Source organism: Burkholderia sp. LK4, assembly GCF_001043615.1.
Classification (GTDB): Bacteria; Pseudomonadota; Gammaproteobacteria; order Burkholderiales; family Burkholderiaceae; genus Burkholderia; species Burkholderia cepacia.
Genome location: NZ_LDUL01000033.1, coordinates 29,883 through 47,582, shown reverse-complemented (window position 1 = coordinate 47,582; position 17,700 = coordinate 29,883). Strand labels below are relative to the sequence as shown.

17 protein-coding genes are annotated in these 17,700 nt (G+C 64.5%); 4 read left to right on the top strand and 13 right to left on the bottom strand.

Annotated features, from left to right (window positions below; translation table 11 throughout):
- Nucleotides 1-17 precede the first annotated feature (17 nt).
- From VK92_RS17355 to VK92_RS17305, 11 genes are all read right to left on the bottom strand, one after another.
- Nucleotides 18-380 (bottom strand): DUF3613 domain-containing protein, encoded by a 363-nt coding sequence (locus VK92_RS17355; RefSeq protein ID WP_419761805.1) that lies wholly within the window; start codon nucleotides 378-380, stop codon nucleotides 18-20.
- Nucleotides 370-1,257, bottom strand: coding sequence for a tetratricopeptide repeat protein (locus tag VK92_RS17350; RefSeq protein ID WP_048020721.1), 888 nt, complete (start codon nucleotides 1,255-1,257; stop codon nucleotides 370-372). Before VK92_RS17350 ends, VK92_RS17355 begins: the two co-directional genes overlap by 11 nt.
- A 23-nt stretch (nucleotides 1,258-1,280) precedes the next feature.
- Nucleotides 1,281-2,291: a type II secretion system F family protein gene (locus tag VK92_RS17345; protein WP_048020723.1), complete on the bottom strand. Its 1,011-nt coding sequence runs from the start codon at nucleotides 2,289-2,291 to the stop codon at nucleotides 1,281-1,283.
- Between the two features lie 4 nt (nucleotides 2,292-2,295).
- Entirely contained in the window at nucleotides 2,296-3,291 is a 996-nt protein-coding gene (locus VK92_RS17340; RefSeq protein WP_048020724.1) for a type II secretion system F family protein, read from the bottom strand.
- On the bottom strand, nucleotides 3,284-4,648 hold the full coding sequence (locus VK92_RS17335; RefSeq protein ID WP_027787667.1) for a CpaF family protein: 1,365 nt from the start codon (nucleotides 4,646-4,648) through the stop codon (nucleotides 3,284-3,286). The genes VK92_RS17340 and VK92_RS17335 overlap by 8 nt, the downstream gene beginning before the upstream one ends.
- A gap of 3 nt (nucleotides 4,649-4,651) precedes the next feature.
- Nucleotides 4,652-5,932 carry a fimbrial protein gene (locus VK92_RS17330; RefSeq protein ID WP_048020726.1) on the bottom strand — a complete coding sequence of 427 codons (1,281 nt, stop codon included), beginning with the start codon at nucleotides 5,930-5,932 and terminating at the stop codon, nucleotides 4,652-4,654.
- A gap of 45 nt (nucleotides 5,933-5,977) precedes the next feature.
- Nucleotides 5,978-7,312: a type II and III secretion system protein family protein gene (locus VK92_RS17325; protein ID WP_048020728.1), complete on the bottom strand. Its 1,335-nt coding sequence runs from the start codon at nucleotides 7,310-7,312 to the stop codon at nucleotides 5,978-5,980.
- A gap of 66 nt (nucleotides 7,313-7,378) precedes the next feature.
- The gene (gene cpaB / locus VK92_RS17320; RefSeq protein WP_048020731.1) at nucleotides 7,379-8,290 is read right to left on the bottom strand and encodes a Flp pilus assembly protein CpaB; all 912 of its coding nucleotides are present in this window, start codon (nucleotides 8,288-8,290) and stop codon (nucleotides 7,379-7,381) included.
- 85 nt (nucleotides 8,291-8,375) lie between these two features.
- Entirely contained in the window at nucleotides 8,376-8,846 is a 471-nt protein-coding gene (locus tag VK92_RS17315) for a TadE/TadG family type IV pilus assembly protein (RefSeq protein WP_048020734.1), read from the bottom strand.
- On the bottom strand, nucleotides 8,843-9,343 hold the full coding sequence (locus tag VK92_RS17310; RefSeq protein ID WP_048020736.1) for an A24 family peptidase: 501 nt from the start codon (nucleotides 9,341-9,343) through the stop codon (nucleotides 8,843-8,845). Before VK92_RS17310 ends, VK92_RS17315 begins: the two co-directional genes overlap by 4 nt.
- Nucleotides 9,344-9,425: 82 nt before the next feature.
- Complete coding sequence (locus VK92_RS17305) at nucleotides 9,426-9,596, bottom strand: Flp family type IVb pilin (protein WP_027787673.1); 171 nt, start codon at nucleotides 9,594-9,596, stop codon at nucleotides 9,426-9,428.
- A 678-nt stretch (nucleotides 9,597-10,274) separates the two neighbouring features.
- On the opposite strand from VK92_RS17305, the gene VK92_RS17300 reads away from it, so the two are divergent.
- The 4 genes from VK92_RS17300 to VK92_RS17285 all read left to right on the top strand — a co-directional run bounded on the left by VK92_RS17300 (nucleotide 10,275) and on the right by VK92_RS17285 (nucleotide 15,871).
- Nucleotides 10,275-11,948: a collagen-like triple helix repeat-containing protein gene (locus tag VK92_RS17300; RefSeq protein ID WP_048020737.1), complete on the top strand. Its 1,674-nt coding sequence runs from the start codon at nucleotides 10,275-10,277 to the stop codon at nucleotides 11,946-11,948.
- A gap of 40 nt (nucleotides 11,949-11,988) precedes the next feature.
- The gene (locus VK92_RS17295) at nucleotides 11,989-13,410 is read left to right on the top strand and encodes a collagen-like triple helix repeat-containing protein (RefSeq protein ID WP_048020739.1); all 1,422 of its coding nucleotides are present in this window, start codon (nucleotides 11,989-11,991) and stop codon (nucleotides 13,408-13,410) included.
- Nucleotides 13,411-13,554: 144 nt separating this feature from the next.
- On the top strand, nucleotides 13,555-15,243 hold the full coding sequence (locus VK92_RS17290; protein ID WP_048020741.1) for a ShlB/FhaC/HecB family hemolysin secretion/activation protein: 1,689 nt from the start codon (nucleotides 13,555-13,557) through the stop codon (nucleotides 15,241-15,243).
- 166 nt (nucleotides 15,244-15,409) lie between these two features.
- Nucleotides 15,410-15,871: a DUF2147 domain-containing protein gene (locus VK92_RS17285; protein WP_021162390.1), complete on the top strand. Its 462-nt coding sequence runs from the start codon at nucleotides 15,410-15,412 to the stop codon at nucleotides 15,869-15,871.
- A 119-nt stretch (nucleotides 15,872-15,990) separates the two neighbouring features.
- On the opposite strand, the gene VK92_RS17280 is transcribed toward VK92_RS17285, so the two are convergent.
- Nucleotides 15,991-16,401: a transposase gene (locus VK92_RS17280; protein WP_021162392.1), complete on the bottom strand. Its 411-nt coding sequence runs from the start codon at nucleotides 16,399-16,401 to the stop codon at nucleotides 15,991-15,993.
- Nucleotides 16,402-16,545: 144 nt separating this feature from the next.
- Complete coding sequence (gene zapE / locus VK92_RS17275) at nucleotides 16,546-17,643, bottom strand: cell division protein ZapE (RefSeq protein WP_048020745.1); 1,098 nt, start codon at nucleotides 17,641-17,643, stop codon at nucleotides 16,546-16,548.
- Between the last annotated feature and the right edge of the window lie 57 nt (nucleotides 17,644-17,700).

The following is a 17,700-nucleotide window of genomic DNA, read 5'->3' as shown; positions in this document are numbered from 1 at the left end:
GCTCATCGCTGCTCCGCTCAATACGATTGCGATGAACTCTGTCCGCCGGACGATCCGTTGCCGTTCGTATTGACCGGCGACCCCATCGATTCCGGAATCTTGTGCTTGAACGATTCGAGATAGCGTTGATAGGAAAGCGATGCGGCATCGCCCAGTACCGGCAAGGCCGGGCCGGCCGCGCGCCCGTCACGCTGGAATGCAAGCAGCGCGTTGGTTGCATGACCGATTTCCGACGCGTCGGGCGCCGGCTGATCGCTATACGCCGCGGTTGCGGCCCCCATGAGCACGAGAAGCGCGACACCTTGGCACACGCGTACCACGCGACCTGGATTCTTGTTGTTCGTCATATCAGTTCCCCCTATGCCTTTTTCATTGTGCAAACCGCTGCAGCAAAGGCGCAGTCGGATCGAATCCCTGGATGTTCGCAACGGGCGACGGACGCTTCGCGACATTCGAGCCCGACACGTCGACCACGCTTCCTGAACCGATCGGCGTCAAAACGGAAGCCGAAGCCGGTGCCTGGGACGCACGACGCCAGGTACGTGCCGCCGTGGCAATCTTCGTCGCGTCGTTGCGGATATCGTTGCGAACGTCCATCGACAGCTTCTGCTGCGCCATCAGCTTCTGCGCATCGTGGGTTCGGCCCGAGGCGAGCAGGTACAGCACCAGGTTGCTGATGATCTTCGGATTGCTCTGGTCGAGTTCGGCCGCCTTCATCAGCGGAATGCGCGCGCCCTCGATATCGCCGCAACGCAGCTTCGCGTAAGCGAGATCCGAAAGCGTCGATGCATCGGTCGGCGCCAGCACGGTTGCCTGCGACAACGCCTGCGCGGCGCGCGGAAAATCGCCCGCGCCGCCGGCAATCAGCCCGAGCCCGCGATAGCCGCGCGCGGCGAGCGTTGTGTTGAGCAACTGCGTATAGACCGCAGTGCTCGCGGCAGGCTGGTCCGTCATGCGCAATGCGTCGGCGCGCAGCAGGATCGTTTGCGGCGACGCACCGTACTGTTTCTCGTATGCGTCGATATGAGCCAGCGACGCGTAATACAGCCCTTGCGACTGCATCCGCTCGATCAGGCCGAGATACATGCCCGGCGTATCCGGCGCCGCCTGCTTCTGCGCCGCCGCGTCCATCAGCGCCGCGCGTTCGGCCTGCGGGCCGACGCCGTACCCGCTTTCCTTGAATGCCGAGCACGCGCCAAGCAAGCCCACCATTGCCAACATGCCCACCACTTTCACAGTTTCATCGATGCGTCTCATCTTGCTTCCTTTGCATCCCGGCATCAGGGCTGCGCCTGGCTCAGCGCGCGCAACACGGAGATCATTCCCGGTCCGGCCGTCACGATCAGCAGTGCCGGCAGCAACGTCAGGATCATCACGCCCGTCATCTTTACCGTCAGCTTGCCGATCCGTTCGCGCAGCATCGCACGGCGCGCCTCGCGCAACCGGTCGCCGAACTGCTTGAGCGGCTCCTGTACCGCGCCACCGTGCTTGTCGACCTGGATCAGCAGCCGCACGATCGCACGCAGATCCTCGTTCTCGAAACCGGACGACAGCCGCTGCAGCGATTGCTCGCGCGTCCGACCGGCAGCGAACTGCCGCTGGGCGATTTCCAATTCCAGCGACAGCACGGGCATCATCCCCTTGAAGTCGTTCGTCAGGACCTGGATGCTCTGATCAAGCGACAATCCGACGCCTTGCAGCAAGCGAAGCATGTCCACCAGCAGCGGCAGTTCGTCGATCACCGCCTGCCGGCGCTGTGCAGCCCGACGTCGCAGGTAGAGCTTCGGCAACATGAAGCCGGTGACGAGCGCAATGCCCCCACCCGCTCGCCATTGCGCACCGGTCAGTTGAGAGCCCATCAGCATGAGGAAAAGCAACGGCACGACGATCGCACAGGCGAGTCGCGCGCTCAGGAACAGCCCACGGGTGCGCGTGTCGGCATAGCCGCACTGCTCCAGCAGCAGCCGATCTTCGTCGGCGACAAGATACCGGCCCAAGCGGGTATCGAGCAGGCGCGCCCCGACCATCGACAGACGGTCCAGCCATTGCACAAGATACGATCGCCGGTCAGCCGCATCCCGTCTTAACGGATCCTGCCGGGATTCATCGGACTCCTGTGCAGCGCGCGTACCTGCTGCCTCCAACGTCGCTGAGCGCCGCTCGAGCGCGCTGGCCAGCGTGCGATCGCTGCGCGTCTGCGCACTTGCGCGGCGTACCGCAAGCAGTGCCAGCAGCACGACGCCGAATGCGCCGAGCGCCAGTGCGAGCGAACCGAGTTGATTGGCTGTCATGCCGTCACCTGAGCTTGGCCATGTGGTACAACCAGATCCCGCCCGCGAACTGCAGCATGAAGGCGATGAACAACAGCTGACGTCCCGTGTAATCGTTCCACATCGACTGGAGATAGAGCGGATTCGTCGCGATCACAAAGCTGCCGATCGCGATCGGCAACATGACCAGCACCCATGCGGACAGTCGCGTTTCCGACGACATAGCAGCCAGTTCCCGTTCGGCCTGCTCGAGGTCGCGCATGAACGTCGACATCCGATCGAGCATGACGTCGGCGCGGCCGCCGTACCGGACCGAGAGCCGCAGCACCGAACCGACCAGTTCGAATTCCTTGGTTTGATAGACGCTCGCGATGTGTCCCATCGCGCGATCGATCTCGACACCCGTACGCAACATCCGCGATACGTGGTCCAGACAACCGCGCAACGGCGCCTCCGTCGTCAGCAGCGCCGCCTGGAACGCCGCCGGCACGCTGTTGCCGAGCGTGACGAGACGCACGATGCCGTCGAGAAATGACGGCAACTGGCGAACGATCGTCAGGCGACGCCGCTGAATGCGGGACACGAGCCAGAACACGAGCAGCGACGCGCCGCACACGAGCGCGGCGACGCAAGCAAGCCAGCCGCCCCGATTACCGGCGACGAGCCCGAGCGCGACCAACCCCAGCAGCGCGAGAAGCGCCTTGCCGCGCGCATCCTCGATACCTGCACGGCTCGCCACGTTGACGAGGTATTCCGTAGCGATCTCACGCCAGTGCGCCCAGCGCGACGCCGGCGCAGCGGATTGCGCGCGGGCCGCACCGGGCACGGATGCGACGTTCTGGACCGGTCTCGCGTCAGGCTGAAGCGCACCCGCCGCTCGCGCGGCCGGCTCGATGCGGCTGTCGATGAAGCGCTGCACGTCGGCGCGGCCGCGTTTCACTTCGCCATGCCGCCACAGTATCAAAGCGGCGGCAACGCAAAGGAGTGCCATTGCAAGCGCGCCAGCCATCAGGCTATACATTGAAACCCCCGCCCCCGCGGCCGAATCCGCCACCGAATCCGCCGCCACCGCTACCGCCAAAGCCCGCGGCCTGCAACGACTGACGGAAACGCGCGAGCTTCGGCGAATGCGGATGAATGCCAAGCGACTCCCAGTTGTCGACCTCTTCGCCCTCGGGTGTCACGCGCGCTTCGTAGCGATAGAGTTCCTGCGTCGCGATGATGTTGTCCGACAGGCCAGTCACTTCGGTAATCGAAAGAATCCGGCGTCGGCCGTTCGACAGACGGCCGATCTGCACGATGAAGTCGATGGCATTCGCGATCTGCCGACGCAGGCTCGATTCCGTTCCCTGGAAACCCGCGAAACCGGCCAGCATCTCAAGACGATACAGACACTCGCGCGGCGAACTCGCGTGGACGGTACCCATCGATCCGTCGTGCCCCGTATTCATCGCCTGCAGCATCTCGAGCACCTCTCCGCCGCGTACTTCGCCGACGATGATGCGATCCGGCCGCATCCGCAGCGTATTGCGCAGCAGGTCGCGGATCGTCACGACGCCGTTACCGTCGAAACCGCCCGGGCGGCTTTCGAGACGCACGACGTGAGGGTGATTCAGCGACAGCTCTGCCGTGTCCTCGATCGTCACGACCCGCTCGTGCTCGGGAATGTAGAACGCCAGCGCGTTGAGCAGCGACGTCTTGCCGGAACTCGTGCCACCCGACACGAGGATGTTGCAGCGCGCCTCGACCGCCGCTTCCAGCAACGTACCGATCTCCGTATTGAACGTACCGTTGGCGAGCAGGTCGGCCGGTTTCAGCGGGTCCTTGCGGAATTTCCGGATCGATACGACCGGCCCGTCGATCGACAGCGGCTCGATCACGACGTTGACACGTCCGCCGTCCGGCAGCCGCGCGTCGACCATCGGGTTCGATTCGTCGAGACGTCGACCGATCGGCGCGAGGATGCGGCGCACGATCCGCAGCAGGTGCGCGTTGTCGGTGAAACGGATCGGCAGCTTCGCCAGGATGCCGTGGCGCGACACGTAGATGTCGTTGTAGCCATTGATCAGGATGTCCTCGACGTGTGGATCGGCGAGCAGATCCTCGATCGGACCGAACCCGGCCAGCTCTTTCGTCAGCGCCTCCGCGATCGCCCTCACCTCGGTTTCGTTCAGCGGAATGCGCCGTAGACGCACGAAGCTGTCGATTTCCAGATCGACGAACTGGTTGATCGCCTGGCGCGACCAGCGGCCGAATTCGGCACCGAGTTCCTCGATGCGCGTCAACAGATGCTCGTGCGCGGCATTCTTGATGTCGTGAAACTGCTGCGACTGGGAGAACGGCGCTGCGCCGTCGGCAAATTGGATGTCGTGTGCCATCGCTTACGATCGCCTGGACGAAGGTTGAATGAAACGCTTGAGGGCGGACAGGCCCAATGCACCTCGCTGGCCGGCAGAGATCGGGCCGGCCAGTCGATCTGCGAGCGGCTCGAGGGCACGCACATACGGATCGCGTTCGGCCGTTTCGACGATCAGCCGCCCCTGATTGGCCGCCTGGCCGATGGCCACGCGACGCGCCGGCAGCGTTGCCAGCAGCGAAATGCCGAGCCGCTCTGCGATCTGGGCCGGTGTCAGGCTCAGCGTCGCGTCGTACTGGTTGACGACGAGACGAATCTTGCCGATGTCGACGCCCGCATCGCGCAGCCCTTCCAGCAGGTCCACCGCAGAGACGATCGATGCGACACCCTGGTCGCACACGAGCCACGCTTCGTCGGCCACGGCAGTGATCTGCGCAACGAATTCATGATTCGTGAATCCGCCGAGATCAACGATCTGCTGGTCGAAGAACGCGCGCAACCGGTTCAACAGGCCGACGCAAGCCGCATACGACACGTCACGCAGGTCGGCGAGATTGGGCGGCAAGGTGGTCAGCGCGACGCCGCTCGCGTGACGCGTCAGCGCCGTGTTGACGAAGGTCCGGTCGATGCGCCGCAGGTTGCGCACGGCTTCGACGAAATGAAATTCGCAGCGCGTGTTGAGGAACAGCGCACTGTCTCCCGCGGGAAGCCCGAGATCGACCAGCGCCGTCTGCCGCGCGTGAGGCGCGGCGACTCCGAACGCAGGCGTGCCCCCTTCCGGGGCGCCCGAACCCGAACGCTTGTGCAGCCACACCGACAGATTCGCGGCGAGCGTGCTGACGCCCATCCCCGCGCGTGCACCGAGCAACGCGACGAGTTTGCCGTGCCGGTTGGCCGGTTCGGTGCCGGTATGCTCCAGCAACCCGCGGGTGATCCGCAAAGCGTCGTCGGCGCTACCGGACACGTCGATGAAATCGCGTACGCCGGCCCGCAGTGCCGCAAGCGCGCTTTCCGGCTCCGAAAGCGTGCCGAGCGCGACGACTGGCAAGCCCGGATGGGCAAGCCGCACGGCGGCCGCAGCAGCGCTCGCCGCGCCCTGCGCGCGAGAAAAATCGATGAAGACGATCGCAGGATTGAGCCCCGTGATGCGCTGGCTCAGCGCACCCGGGTCAAGCGACAACGCTTCCACCGTGCCGGCCGACACCAGTGTCTCGCCCAGCCAGCGGGCATGTTCATCCTGCTGCGATGCGCACACGAAATAATCGGTCACGGCAGGCTCAGCCAACGATAGGGTTCTCGCGTTCATGTTGAACACCCCCGGTTACATATCGCGCGACATCTCGTCCCGCATTCATTTCGAAAATCCGGGCGCTGCATCGGGTGATGCGATGCCGCCAAGATACGACCGCCACACCGGCCCATCACGCTGTTCGGACAGTTCGCCCGGCGTGGTCGGCAACGGCGCGCCTTTCGCGATCGGCGCAACGAGATGCGGCGTCACGATGATCACCAATTCCTTGTCGTTCTGCTGATAATTCAGCGACTTGAAGAAAGCGCCGATGATCGGCAGATCGCCCAGGACCGGCACCTTGTTGATGTTCGACATCGTTTCGCGGTCGATCAGGCCGCCAATCACGAAGCTTTCCCCGTCACCCAGCTCGACCGTCGTATCGGCGCGACGGGTCGTGATCGCCGGCACCGATACGCTGTTGATCGTGACGCCATGCTGGAAGTCGAGCTGGCTCGATTCCGGCGCCACCTTGAGCGCGATGCGGCGCTGGCTCAGCACGGTCGGTGTCAGGGTCAGGCCAACGCCGTACTGCTTCCAGTCGATTGCCGTGGAGCCAAGCGCCTGCGGCACCGGCACGGGGATCTCGCCGCCGGCGAGGAAACTCGCGCTTTGCCCGGACAACGCCACCAGGGTCGGCTGCGCAAGTACGCGGGCAAGGTTGTTCGCCTCGAGAATCGAAATATTGCCGAAGATGCCGCGGCCCGCCGAATTTACTACCAGGTTGAACGCGGACGCGATCGGAATGCCGGCAGTCGCCTGGAACGCCGCCGTTCCCCCACCGGTCACCGACTGGAGACCGCCCGGCGCAAATGCGCCGAATGCGAATCCGTTGCTTTGCTTGAAGAAATTCAGCCCGGCCTCCTTCAGCACCGAGCGGCTGAATTCGACGACCCGCACGTCGACTTGCACGACGCTCCGGTTACCGACTGTCGACGTATCGATCACGGACGCATCTTTGCCGCCCATCCGCTTGCCGACCGCAACTGCCCGCTCATGCGCGTCAAGCGAAGCCGCCGAGCCCGACACGACAGCGGCACCGCCATACGCCTTCACGGACGGCCCCGCGCCGTCCAGCACGGCCTGCGCGGCCGCATCGACGACATTGACGTTCCACACCGTCGGCTCGTCGCGCCCCCGCTCCCACAGCATCACGTTCGTCGAACCGGGAGCCTTCGCAACCAGCAGCACGCTGCCGGCGCGGCTGCCCTTCATGACCAGCACGTCGACGACCGAAGGATCGCCCACCGCGATCCGCTGCAACGTACGGCCGGTAGCGACCTGCCGCTGCGAGCCGACCGCAAGATCAATCGACCCGTTTGCGCCGGCAGCCTCGGCCAACACGGCGAAGGTCATGGCCCAGATGGCAATCGCGTATGCAATCAGTTTTTTTGTCATTGTTTCGGAGACCGTCGTACGGCCTTCTCCCTTCCGTTACTGCTGTCGATGACCGTGCTTGGATTGTCAATAAGCGACCGTTTCGGGCCGCCCACCCCGGATCACTTCAATGCTGTTTCCGCCTTCGCGCGCGACGATCGGCGCACGCGGGGCACGCGCCGGCGCCTGCACGCGGGGTGCGGTGCGCGCACGCCCACCCGACAGTTCATCGAGCCATACGCCTGCGGCCGCCTGCCCGGAAGGCGTCAGATCGCCGGCCGTGCGGATCGCAACCGTCTGTGTCGCGACCTCGTCGTCGCGCGGATTACGGAGCGCGAGCGTCAGGCGGCCGCTTGCTTCCGCGAGCGTCAGTGCATCGACCTGTGCCGTCGGCACCGCGAGCACGGCGGTCCGTACCGCACCACCCGGGCCACCGCTACCGTCGCGGTCGGGCGTCGCGTCGCCGAACGACAGGATCCGCAGCTTCGACATCAGCAGTCGCGCCTGTGAATTGGGAATTTCCGACCCGGCTTGCGCCATCCCCGAGTTGTCGCGTCGCAAATTCAGGAACACGTCGACAAAGTTGCCGGGACGCAACCGGTTTCCGACCGCATTCGTCTCGTCGACCTTGATGGCCACGGCCCGCTCGCCGGGCGCCACCTGGTTCGCCAGCCCTGACGTCAAGCCGCCCTCGACGACCGGCGCGGCGGCAAGGATGTCGTTCGCCGGGATGCGACCGACCAGCAGCGACGGATCGCTGAATCCGCCAGTCGGCATCATCGGTGCCGACGCCAACTTCAGCGCATCGACCGGAATCGGTTGACCGGCCGGCAACAGACGCGTCGCCACGACCACCGGCACCGTCTGGACCATTGCCGCGGCAGGCACCGCGGCCGGCGGATGGGCCGGAGCGCGGCCGAGCATCCACGCATAGATCCCGAGCAGCACGGCGAGCGCAATCAGCAGCCCGGCGATGATCTTCGTCAAGTTGTTGCCCATGGTGAATGTTGAGTGCCGTAAATGTTGTTATGTCGACATGTGAACGCCGCTCGCGCCTGTTGCCGCGCACTGGCCGGCGTCCGTTTCATAAAATGGTCGCCGGATTGATCTGCACGGTTGCCGTGCCGGTCAACTGTGTCGGCGTAACGAGCCCGAGCAAGGGCAGCGACGGAATCAGCGGATTGGTCTTGTACGGATACGTCACCGTGACCGTCACGCAATACATGGTCGCGTCGTAACTGCATGCCCCCGACACGGGTGTCGGAATCTGAACGTTGGCCAGCCACGACGTCAGCCCGATCGCGGTCGACTGTGCCGCCTTCGCCCGGTCGGTCAGCGCCTGCGCCCCCGACCCGTTGGACTCGTAGACATAATTCAGCGCCGTGCGTGCACCTTCGGTCGCAGCAAGCGTCAAGCCTTGCTGAACCGCGAAGATCAGGCCGAACGTCACGATCGCGTACATGATCAGGAAGAACAGCGGAAACACCAGCGCGAACTCGACTGCCGTCGCCCCCTTCTGCCGCCGCCATGACCGTGGCTGGCACTGTCGCTTCATTGCAGCCCCCCGGTAACGACGAGATAGGCCAACCATATCGCTGCCGGAACGACAAGACAGGCTGCGTAAGGTGTTGCCCGCCGTGCGCCGAGCGCGAGCGTCGGCGAACCGCGCGACCACAGCGCGCCCAGCGACGTATGGGTCAGCGTCATCAGCGCGAGGACATGTATACCGGCCGCAAGACTGGCGACAACCCACAGCCATGGCAGCATCGACAAACCGCACCACGCGCCGAGAACCGCGAACACCTTTACGTCCGCCGCGCCCATGACGCGGAATGCAAAAAGCGGGAAAAAGCTCACGAAACCGACGAGCATGCCGATCAATGCCTGCTCGACTGAAATACGAAACGGATTTGCATTAACCAATGCGCTGCAAAGCGCCGCCAAAAGCCCGACGACGACAAGAGGATTCCGAACAAGCCGAAATCGAATATCACCGACGGCAACAAGCGTCGCCCAGGCAAAAAAAATGCTGGTGCTTAGAAGATGTGCCATATCGCGATCGACCGACCAAGTCGACGTAAGGGCGAGCGGTCCGCAAAAACGGACCGCTCGCCGCCCACCGGACTACCGGGGATCAGCCGCCCGGCAACGAACTGGCAATCGTGGAGAACAGCGTCGAGATCTTGGTGCCGATAGTGGTGACACTACCGATGATCAAGGCCGCAATCAGCCCCGCAATCAGACCATACTCGATCGCGGTAACCCCGTCTTCTTCCTTAAGGAAGCGCTTGATGAGTGCTTTCATTTTATTCCTCGTGCCTGTATTTACGTTCGTTGGCCTTTTATACGTATACATCCCCGCATATCTGGCCGGTTGCCCCGCGCTGTTCGCCACATCTGCTGTAACGACAACCAGGTGCACTTTCTTTATAGATTGCCCCGAGGGGCATGGCTCACCATTTGATGCAAGTTAACATTCGCGATAGCAACCCTCCTCGAACGTTGTGTACCGAACCGTACATTTCCTTACATCTGCTTCGGATTCTATATCCGATCCTATTTAAGTTCCAACCTCTTTTAACGACTTGGATCGAAAAAAATGACCAGGAGCACAACGTATTTGTACGGCGTTTCGGTACGACTTACACATAGGATTTACGATAGGTTAGATGTGCACACCTAATCCATCTGTAAAACAGTTGCCTCGTCCACCAAGCCTGCTCGGCCTCCCACGTTACGTTGCACGCGTAACGCCAATGTTGTGACGTTACGTTACGAAACGATCGAAATCGTTCTCATTCGTCTGCACTTAAACAGATTCAACAATCTTTCAATTCCCATAACTTCCTTTTCCGACAAGGAATTGCCTCGTTTAAAACCTGTTGCCGAACCGTCGGGCATCGAAATGGCACGACAGTTGCAGAGTAGTCCTCGCACCACTCAACACAACGCAGTTCACAACACATGTTAATGCGAGGACAAAATGGACATTAAGGTTATCCCTCATGGCGTGTTCCGGACGACTCTGATCGCGGCCACCGTTGCAGCCATGCTTTCCCTCTCCGCGTGCGGCGGCTCGGGTTCCATCAGCCAGGGTCTTGGCGGCGGCTCGAGCTCGGGCGGCGGCGATACGATCTCCACGTCCGGCACGAGCGGAACTTCGGGCTCGTCGGGCACGAGCGGAACTTCGGGTACGAGCGGCACCAGCGGCACCTCGGGTACCAGCGGTACGTCCGGCACAAGCGGGACCTCCGGTACCAGCGGTACGTCGGGCACGAGCGGCACGTCCGGTACTTCCGGCACGTCGGGTGTGTCGTCGAACCCAGTGGGAACTGTCCTCGCAAGCAGCAGCAACATCTTGACGGGTGTCGGCGGAACCGTCTCGGGCCTCGGTTCCGTCATCGGCAGCCAGACGCTGCCGGGCGTCAACCCGGCCACCACACAAGCCGCGGGCGGCATCGTGCAAAGCGTCGGCGGCGCAGTGACCGCACTCGGCAATGGCCTCGGCAACGGTCTCGGCCAGCTCGGCGCGACGAAGGACCCGGTCGGCACCACGCTCGCCAGCACGGGTGGCGTGGTCAACCAGCTCGGCAGCGCAGTCACGCAAACGGGGACCCTGGTCTCGAGCCTCGGCAGCGGCCCGCTCTCGCCGCTCGCACCGGTCACGGGCGCCGTCGGCGGCCTCGTGTCGACGCTCGGCGGTGCCGTCTCGAACGGCGGCAATACCCTCACCAACGCACTGTCGACCGGCCCGATCCAGCAGGTCACGCAGACGGTCAGCTCCGCCATCACGCCGATCACGACGATGGTCGGCCAGACGACCCAGACGATCGGCACGGCAACCGGCCTCGGCGCGCCCGTCAACACGCTGCTCGGCACGGTCGGCAACGGCCTGAACCAGGCCGGCGCCCTGCTCGCGTCGACGGGCGGCAACCCCGTCACGACCGGTCTTGGCAACACGGTCTCGTCGACGGGCAACACCGTGAAGGCCGTCGGCGGCCTGCTCACGGGCGGCACCGGCGGCGTAACCAACCCGCTCGCGCCGCTCACCGGCCTCGTCTCGACGGTCACCGGCGCACTCGGCGGCGCAACGGGTGGAGGCAGCGGCCCGCTCGCACCGGTCACCGGTCTCGTCTCGACGGTCACGGGCGCGCTCGGCGGCGCAGCAGGCGGCGGCAGCGGCCCGCTCGCACCGGTCACGGGTCTCGTCTCGACGGTCACGGGCGCGCTCGGCGGCGCAGCAGGCGGCAGCGGCGGCCCGCTGGCACCGGTCACGGGTCTCGTCTCGACGGTCACGGGCGCGCTCGGCGGCGCAGCAGGCGGCAGCGGCGGCCCGCTCGCACCGGTCACCGGCCTCGTCTCGACGGTCACGGGTGCACTCGGTGGCGCAGCAGGTGGCAGCGGCGGCCCGCTCGCACCGGTCACGGGTCTGCTCGGTACCGTGACGGGCGCCCTCGGCGGCGCAACAGGCAGCGCAGGCGGCAGCAGCCCGCTCGCCCCGGTGACGAACGTCGTGTCCACGGTAACGAGCGCGGTCGGCGCCCCGGCATTGACCGGCGGCACGGGCGCCGTCACGAACTCGGGCTCGGCGTCGAATCCGCTCGCACCGGTCACGTCGCTGATCGGCGGCCTGCTCGGTGGCACGCACGGCAAGTAAACCAACATCCATCGATCGAAAAGACAGCGAGGAGTCAATCATGTCCCAGCAACGTTCTCTCACGATAGCCGCCCTGCACCAGTGGCGCGTGCCCCTTACGGCCTTCGCCGCAGCCTGCCTGCTGGCCGCCTGCGGCGGCGGCGGCGTGAGTTCGCCGCCGACCAGCAGCAACAACAACCCCAGCAGCACGAGCGGTACACCGAGCACGAGCGGCACCAGCGGCACGTCCACCGGAACCAAGGGCGTCGTCAGCACGGTTGGCCAGACGGCCACCGACCTTGGCAGCACGGTCGGCAACATCACCGTGCCCGGCCTCGGCGACGGTGTGACGAAGGGCGTCGGCAGCACGCTCTCCAGCACGGGCACGATCGTCGGCGCAGCTGCCGATGCCGTGAGCAACGGGCTGGGACAGATCGGTACGACCAAGGATCCGGTCGGCACGACCGTCGCGGGCCTCGGCAACGTGGTCGGCGCGACGAGCAACACGGTGTCCGGCCTGAGCTCCACGGTCAAAGCGCTCGGCACGGGGCAACTCGCGCCGCTCGCGCCCGTCACGACGCCGGTCGGCACCGTGCTCGACACGGTGGCCAATGGCTTGACGGCTGCCGGCACGACGATCGGCTCGACGCTGTCGTCGGGCGCCGTGCAGCAAGTGACGCAGCCGCTCAGCTCGGCGATCACGCCGCTCGTGATTACCGCAGGCCAGGTCACGCAACAGGTCGGCACGACGACCGGCCTCGGCCAACCCGTCTCGGGTCTGCTCGGCCAGGTCGGCGGCGCGATCAGCTCGGCCGGCAAGCAGGTTGGCGGCACGTCGAGCCAGCCGCTCGTCGGCGACGTCGGTCAGCTCGTGACAGCGGTCGGCAACACCGTGACCAACGCGGGCGGCCTCGTCAACCCGAACGGCCCGAACGGCGCGGCGCCGATCCCCGGCCTGATCACGAGCCTCGTCGGCGGCTCGACGGCGACCGTGCAGAACGGCACGTCGTCGGGTTCCGGCTCGACGAATCCGCTCGGCGGCCTGCTGTCGGGTCTCGGCTCGACGCCGCTCGGCTCGCTCACGGGTGCACTCGGCGGCGCGACCGGCGGTTCGGGCAGCAGCCCGCTCGCGCCCGTCACGGGCCTCGTCTCCACCGTTACCGGCGCACTGAGCGGTGCGGCGGGCGGTAGCGGCGGCCCGCTCGCCCCCGTCACGAATCTCGTGTCGACGGTCACGGGCACGCTCGGCGGCGCAACGGGTGGCGCAGGCAGTGCAAACCCTCTCGCGCCTGTCACCGGTTTGCTGAATACTGTCACCGGAGCAGTTGGCGGCGCAGCGGGATCCGGGGGAGCGAGCCCGCTCGCGCCGGTCACGTCGCTGGTCGGCAGCGTCACGGGAACGGCAACATCGGGCGGCGGCTCGACGGGCCTGCTGGCACCGGTAACGGGGTTGCTGGGTACGCTGGGTAGCGTTGGCAAGTAAGGAGGACGGTCGCACCTTCGCAGCCGGAGCGGAGGGTGCGACCGTACAAACACAACCGGCATTGCGGCACGCGGCGCGCGGCACCCTGGTGTCGCGCGCCGGCATTACAAAGAAGACGAAAAGCAAGGCCTACGAGGAAGAACAATGAAATCCAGACTCGACAGATGGATGATGCTGCTCGCCGCCATCGCGGCAGCCAGCACGGCACAGGCACAAACGCGCGTCGGCGGTAACCCGCTCGACTCCCTGCCCCAGATCAACGCGCCGAAAACCGGCCCGAACGTAACCGTGCAGGTCGCGCCCCAGGCGCCGCAACTGCAGGAGTTGCTGTCGCGCCACCTGACACCGACGACATTCCAGGTCGAAGGCGTAAAGTCGGTACCGTTCGAGGAAATCTCGCGTCGCTTCACCCCCCTCGTCGGCAAGGACATCACGATCGGCGATCTGATCGAAACCGCCAACGGCGTGACGAAGCTTTACCAGGAACGCGGTTACGCGCTGTCGTTCGCGTTTGTTCCCGCGCAGACGTTCGAGAACGGCGTCGTGCGCATCACGGTTGTCGAAGGCTATGTGTCGGACGTCAAGGTCACCGGCAAGCCCGGGGCAATGGAATCGAAGATTCGCGCGATCGCAGCGCATATCACCGACGATCGCCCGCTGCGCCGCGCAACGTTCGAGCGCTACGTGAACACGTTCGGCCTCTTGCCCGGCCTCACGGTGAAGGCGAACGTACCACCGCCGCAAACCACCGACGGCGCCACGACGCTCGAACTTGCCGTCGACCGCAAGGCATTCAACGTCAGCACCGGTATCGATTTCAACCACCCGGGCGTACAGGGCCTCATCACCGCGACCGAAAACGGCCTCACGAAGTTCGGCGAGCAGCTGAGCATCTCCGCACTGGCGCCACCGGGGCGTGACAAGCAGACCTACTTCGCGTTCAGCGGCGCGGTGCCCGTCGGCAGCAGCGGGCTGATCACGCGCCTCGATGCAAGCACCTATCGCGGCAAGCCTACTGACAATCCGGGCCTGCCGTCGTCCGTCCAACGCACCGTCAAGAACGAGAAGCTTGGTCTTTCGGCATCCTATCCGATACTGCTGAACAACCAGCGCAGCTTGCTCGGCACTGTGTCGGGTTATGCCGCACACAATGAAGACCGCTACCAAAGCCAGACCAACGGCAATACCCTCGAAAACCGGTCACAGGTCCGCGTGATGCAATTGCAGCTCGACTACACGAGCGTCGAACCGAAGCAGGTGCGAAAACTGAGCATCAACGTCGCCAAGGCATTCGACATCCTCGGTGCATCGAAATCGCAGACTGGCGTGGTCAACGGTGTGGGGGTTACATACGCCGACCCGACGTCGCTGACCTTCGTCCGTACCGGCGCGACCTTCACGCAAACCAACGAATGGCCGTTCCGGATCGGCACGTCAGTCTCGCTGACCGGGCAATACAGCCCTGACTCGCTGCCGACGTCCGAGCAGATCTCGTTCGGCTCGACGCGCTACGCGCTCGGCTATCAGCCGGGCGAAGCGTCGGGCGACTCGGGATGGGGGATGTCGCTGGAGGTCAACCGTGGCTTCACGCCGGGCTGGACGTATATGAAGTCCGTGACGCCGTACATCGCCTACGACATGGCGCGTGTGTACCTGCATTCAGGCACGCCGTCGCCCAACCGCATGTCGTCGGTCGGCATCGGTGTGCGTTTCACGGACAGCCGCTTCTACAGCCTCGACCTGAACGTCGCGAAGCCGGTGGGCGACGCGCCAGTCGAAAGCGCATCACGCAGCCCGCGCATCAACGCCGCATTCTCGTATCAGCTCAACTGATCGGTCACCAAACAGCCCGCGCCATGCGGGCTGTTTCGATTAGAGCCCCCTCTATCAAACGTGGCGCGCGGTTTCACGTATTCTGGCGAAGCTCGCAACATGCCCGCCCCATGCAGACGGTCGTGCGGGCAAATCGAACACGACATGCAAAACAAGGAGGACGACAATGATTCAACTGACCCGCCCGTTGCGTGCAATCGCCTTCGCCGGCGCACTGCTCGCTTGCGCCGCCCCCACGTTCGCACAGGCAGACAGCCCCATCGGCATGTGGCAGACGATCGACGACAACACCCATCAGCCGAAGGCACTCGTGCAGATCGCCGAGGACGGCGACGGTGCGCTGACCGGCAAGGTCGTCAAGGGCCTCGGCGCGAACGATACGCCCGATCGCCGCTGCACCGCCTGCACGGACGAGCGCAAGGATCAGCTCATCAAGGGCATGACGATCATCAAGGCGATGAAGAAGGAAGGCGACCACTGGGACGGCGGCAACATTCTCGACCCGGAAAACGGCAAGGTCTACAAGTGCAAGATGACGCTCGAAGACGGCGGCCAGAAACTCGTCGTGCGCGGTTATATCGGCGTATCGCTGCTCGGCCGTTCGCAGACCTGGGTTCGCCAACAATGACGCGCGGCGCGTGCTGAAACGCGCGGCTTAATGGAAAAAACCGGCCTGACGATGAATTCGTCAGGCCGGTTTTCTTTTGGTGCGCGCGTCGGCGCAAACAACGCAGTAAACAGCGGACATCAGGCTGCGTGCTTCATCGTACCCGGCGCATAACTGCCCGGTGTGCGACCCACGGGTACCACGCCGCTGCGCGCCTCCGCCGCCTTCGATTGCGTATGCTTGCGCATCCGCACCGACAATTCATTGCACAGGTTCACGCCCGAGTCGCCGTAGAGTTCACGCATCACGCTCATCAGCGTGCCCGTCTCGTGCCAGACCTTGAAGCGGCGATGGCATGTCTGATACGAAGGGTAACGGCGCGGCATCGCCGACCACGTTGCGCCGCTGTAGATGACCCAGAGCACGCCGTTCATCACGGCACGGGTATTGGCTAGCGGCCGGCCGCGCAACTCGGTGCGCGGCTGCATTTCGGGCAGAAGCGGCGCGACGCGGCGCCACTCGTGGTCGGTCAGATCGCGATACGGTGTCATGGACATCTCCAGCCTTGGTAACCATGACACAACGATATCGGCTCACCTCAACGATGAATATAAGACAAGTCCGAAAATACCCCGAGATCGCCTGAATTTGACCGGAATTGACGTTTGAATACCGTCAATTGCCGGAAATCGCCCTCAGGTCAACGACGTATCGACGATGCGGCGCGGCGTTTCGAGGTACTCCTTCGACTGCATCTCGACAATTCGAGACACCGTGCGCGCGAATTCGTTGGCCATCGGGCCCTCGACGTACAGCTGCTCCGCCGGCACCGCCGCGGACATCAGCAGCTTGACCTTGTGGTCGTACAACACGTCGATCAGCCAGGTGAAGCGGCGCGCCTCGGACGCCATCCGCGGCGACATCTGCGGCACCTCGGACAGCACGATCGCGTGGAACCGGCTCGCGAGTTCGAGATAGTCGTTCTGCGAACGCGGGCCGCCGCACAGCGTCGCGAAATCGAACCATACGACGCCGTCCGCCTTGCGCAGCGCCTTCAGCTCACGCTTCTCGATATGCAGGAGCGGGCTTTCATCGGGTACCGCCGCAAGCTTGCCGAACGCATGGCGCAGTTCGCGATCGGCATCCGCGCCGAGCGGCGTGTGATACATCTTCACCTGCGCGAGCGTGCGCTGGCGATAATCGACGCCCGCGTCGACGTTCAGCACGTCGAGCTTGTCCTTGATCAGCGCAATCGCCGGCAGCATGCGGTCGCGATGCAGACCGTCCGGATACAGGTCGTCGGGATCGTAGTTGGACGTCATCACGAACTGCACGCCGTTGTTGAACAGGCGGTCGAGCAGACGGTACAGGATCATCGCATCGGCAATGTCCGACACGTGGAACTCGTCGAAGCAGATCAGACGGTAGCGCTTCGCGATACGCCGCGCGAGTTCGTCGAGCGGATCGGCCTGCCCTTTCAGTTCCTCGAGCTCGCGGTGGACTTCGCGCATGAATTCGTGGAAATGCAGGCGCGTCTTGCGCTGCACGGGCACGACCGCGTAGAAGCTGTCCATCAGGAAGCTCTTGCCGCGTCCGACGCCGCCCCACATGTAGACGCCGCGCGGGAGGTCGGGATGATTGATGAGCTTCTTGAATGCGTTCGAGCGGCGCGCCTTGTACTCGACCCACTCGTCGAAACATTGCTGCAGGCGATCGACGGCCGCGCGCTGCGCGGGATCGGACTGATAGCCGCGCGTGCTCAGTTCGCGCGTGTAGTATTCGGTGACGTTCATCGGGCAAACCGGAAAAAACGAAGGCGGACGGGAAACCCCGCCCGCCCTCGTCATGAG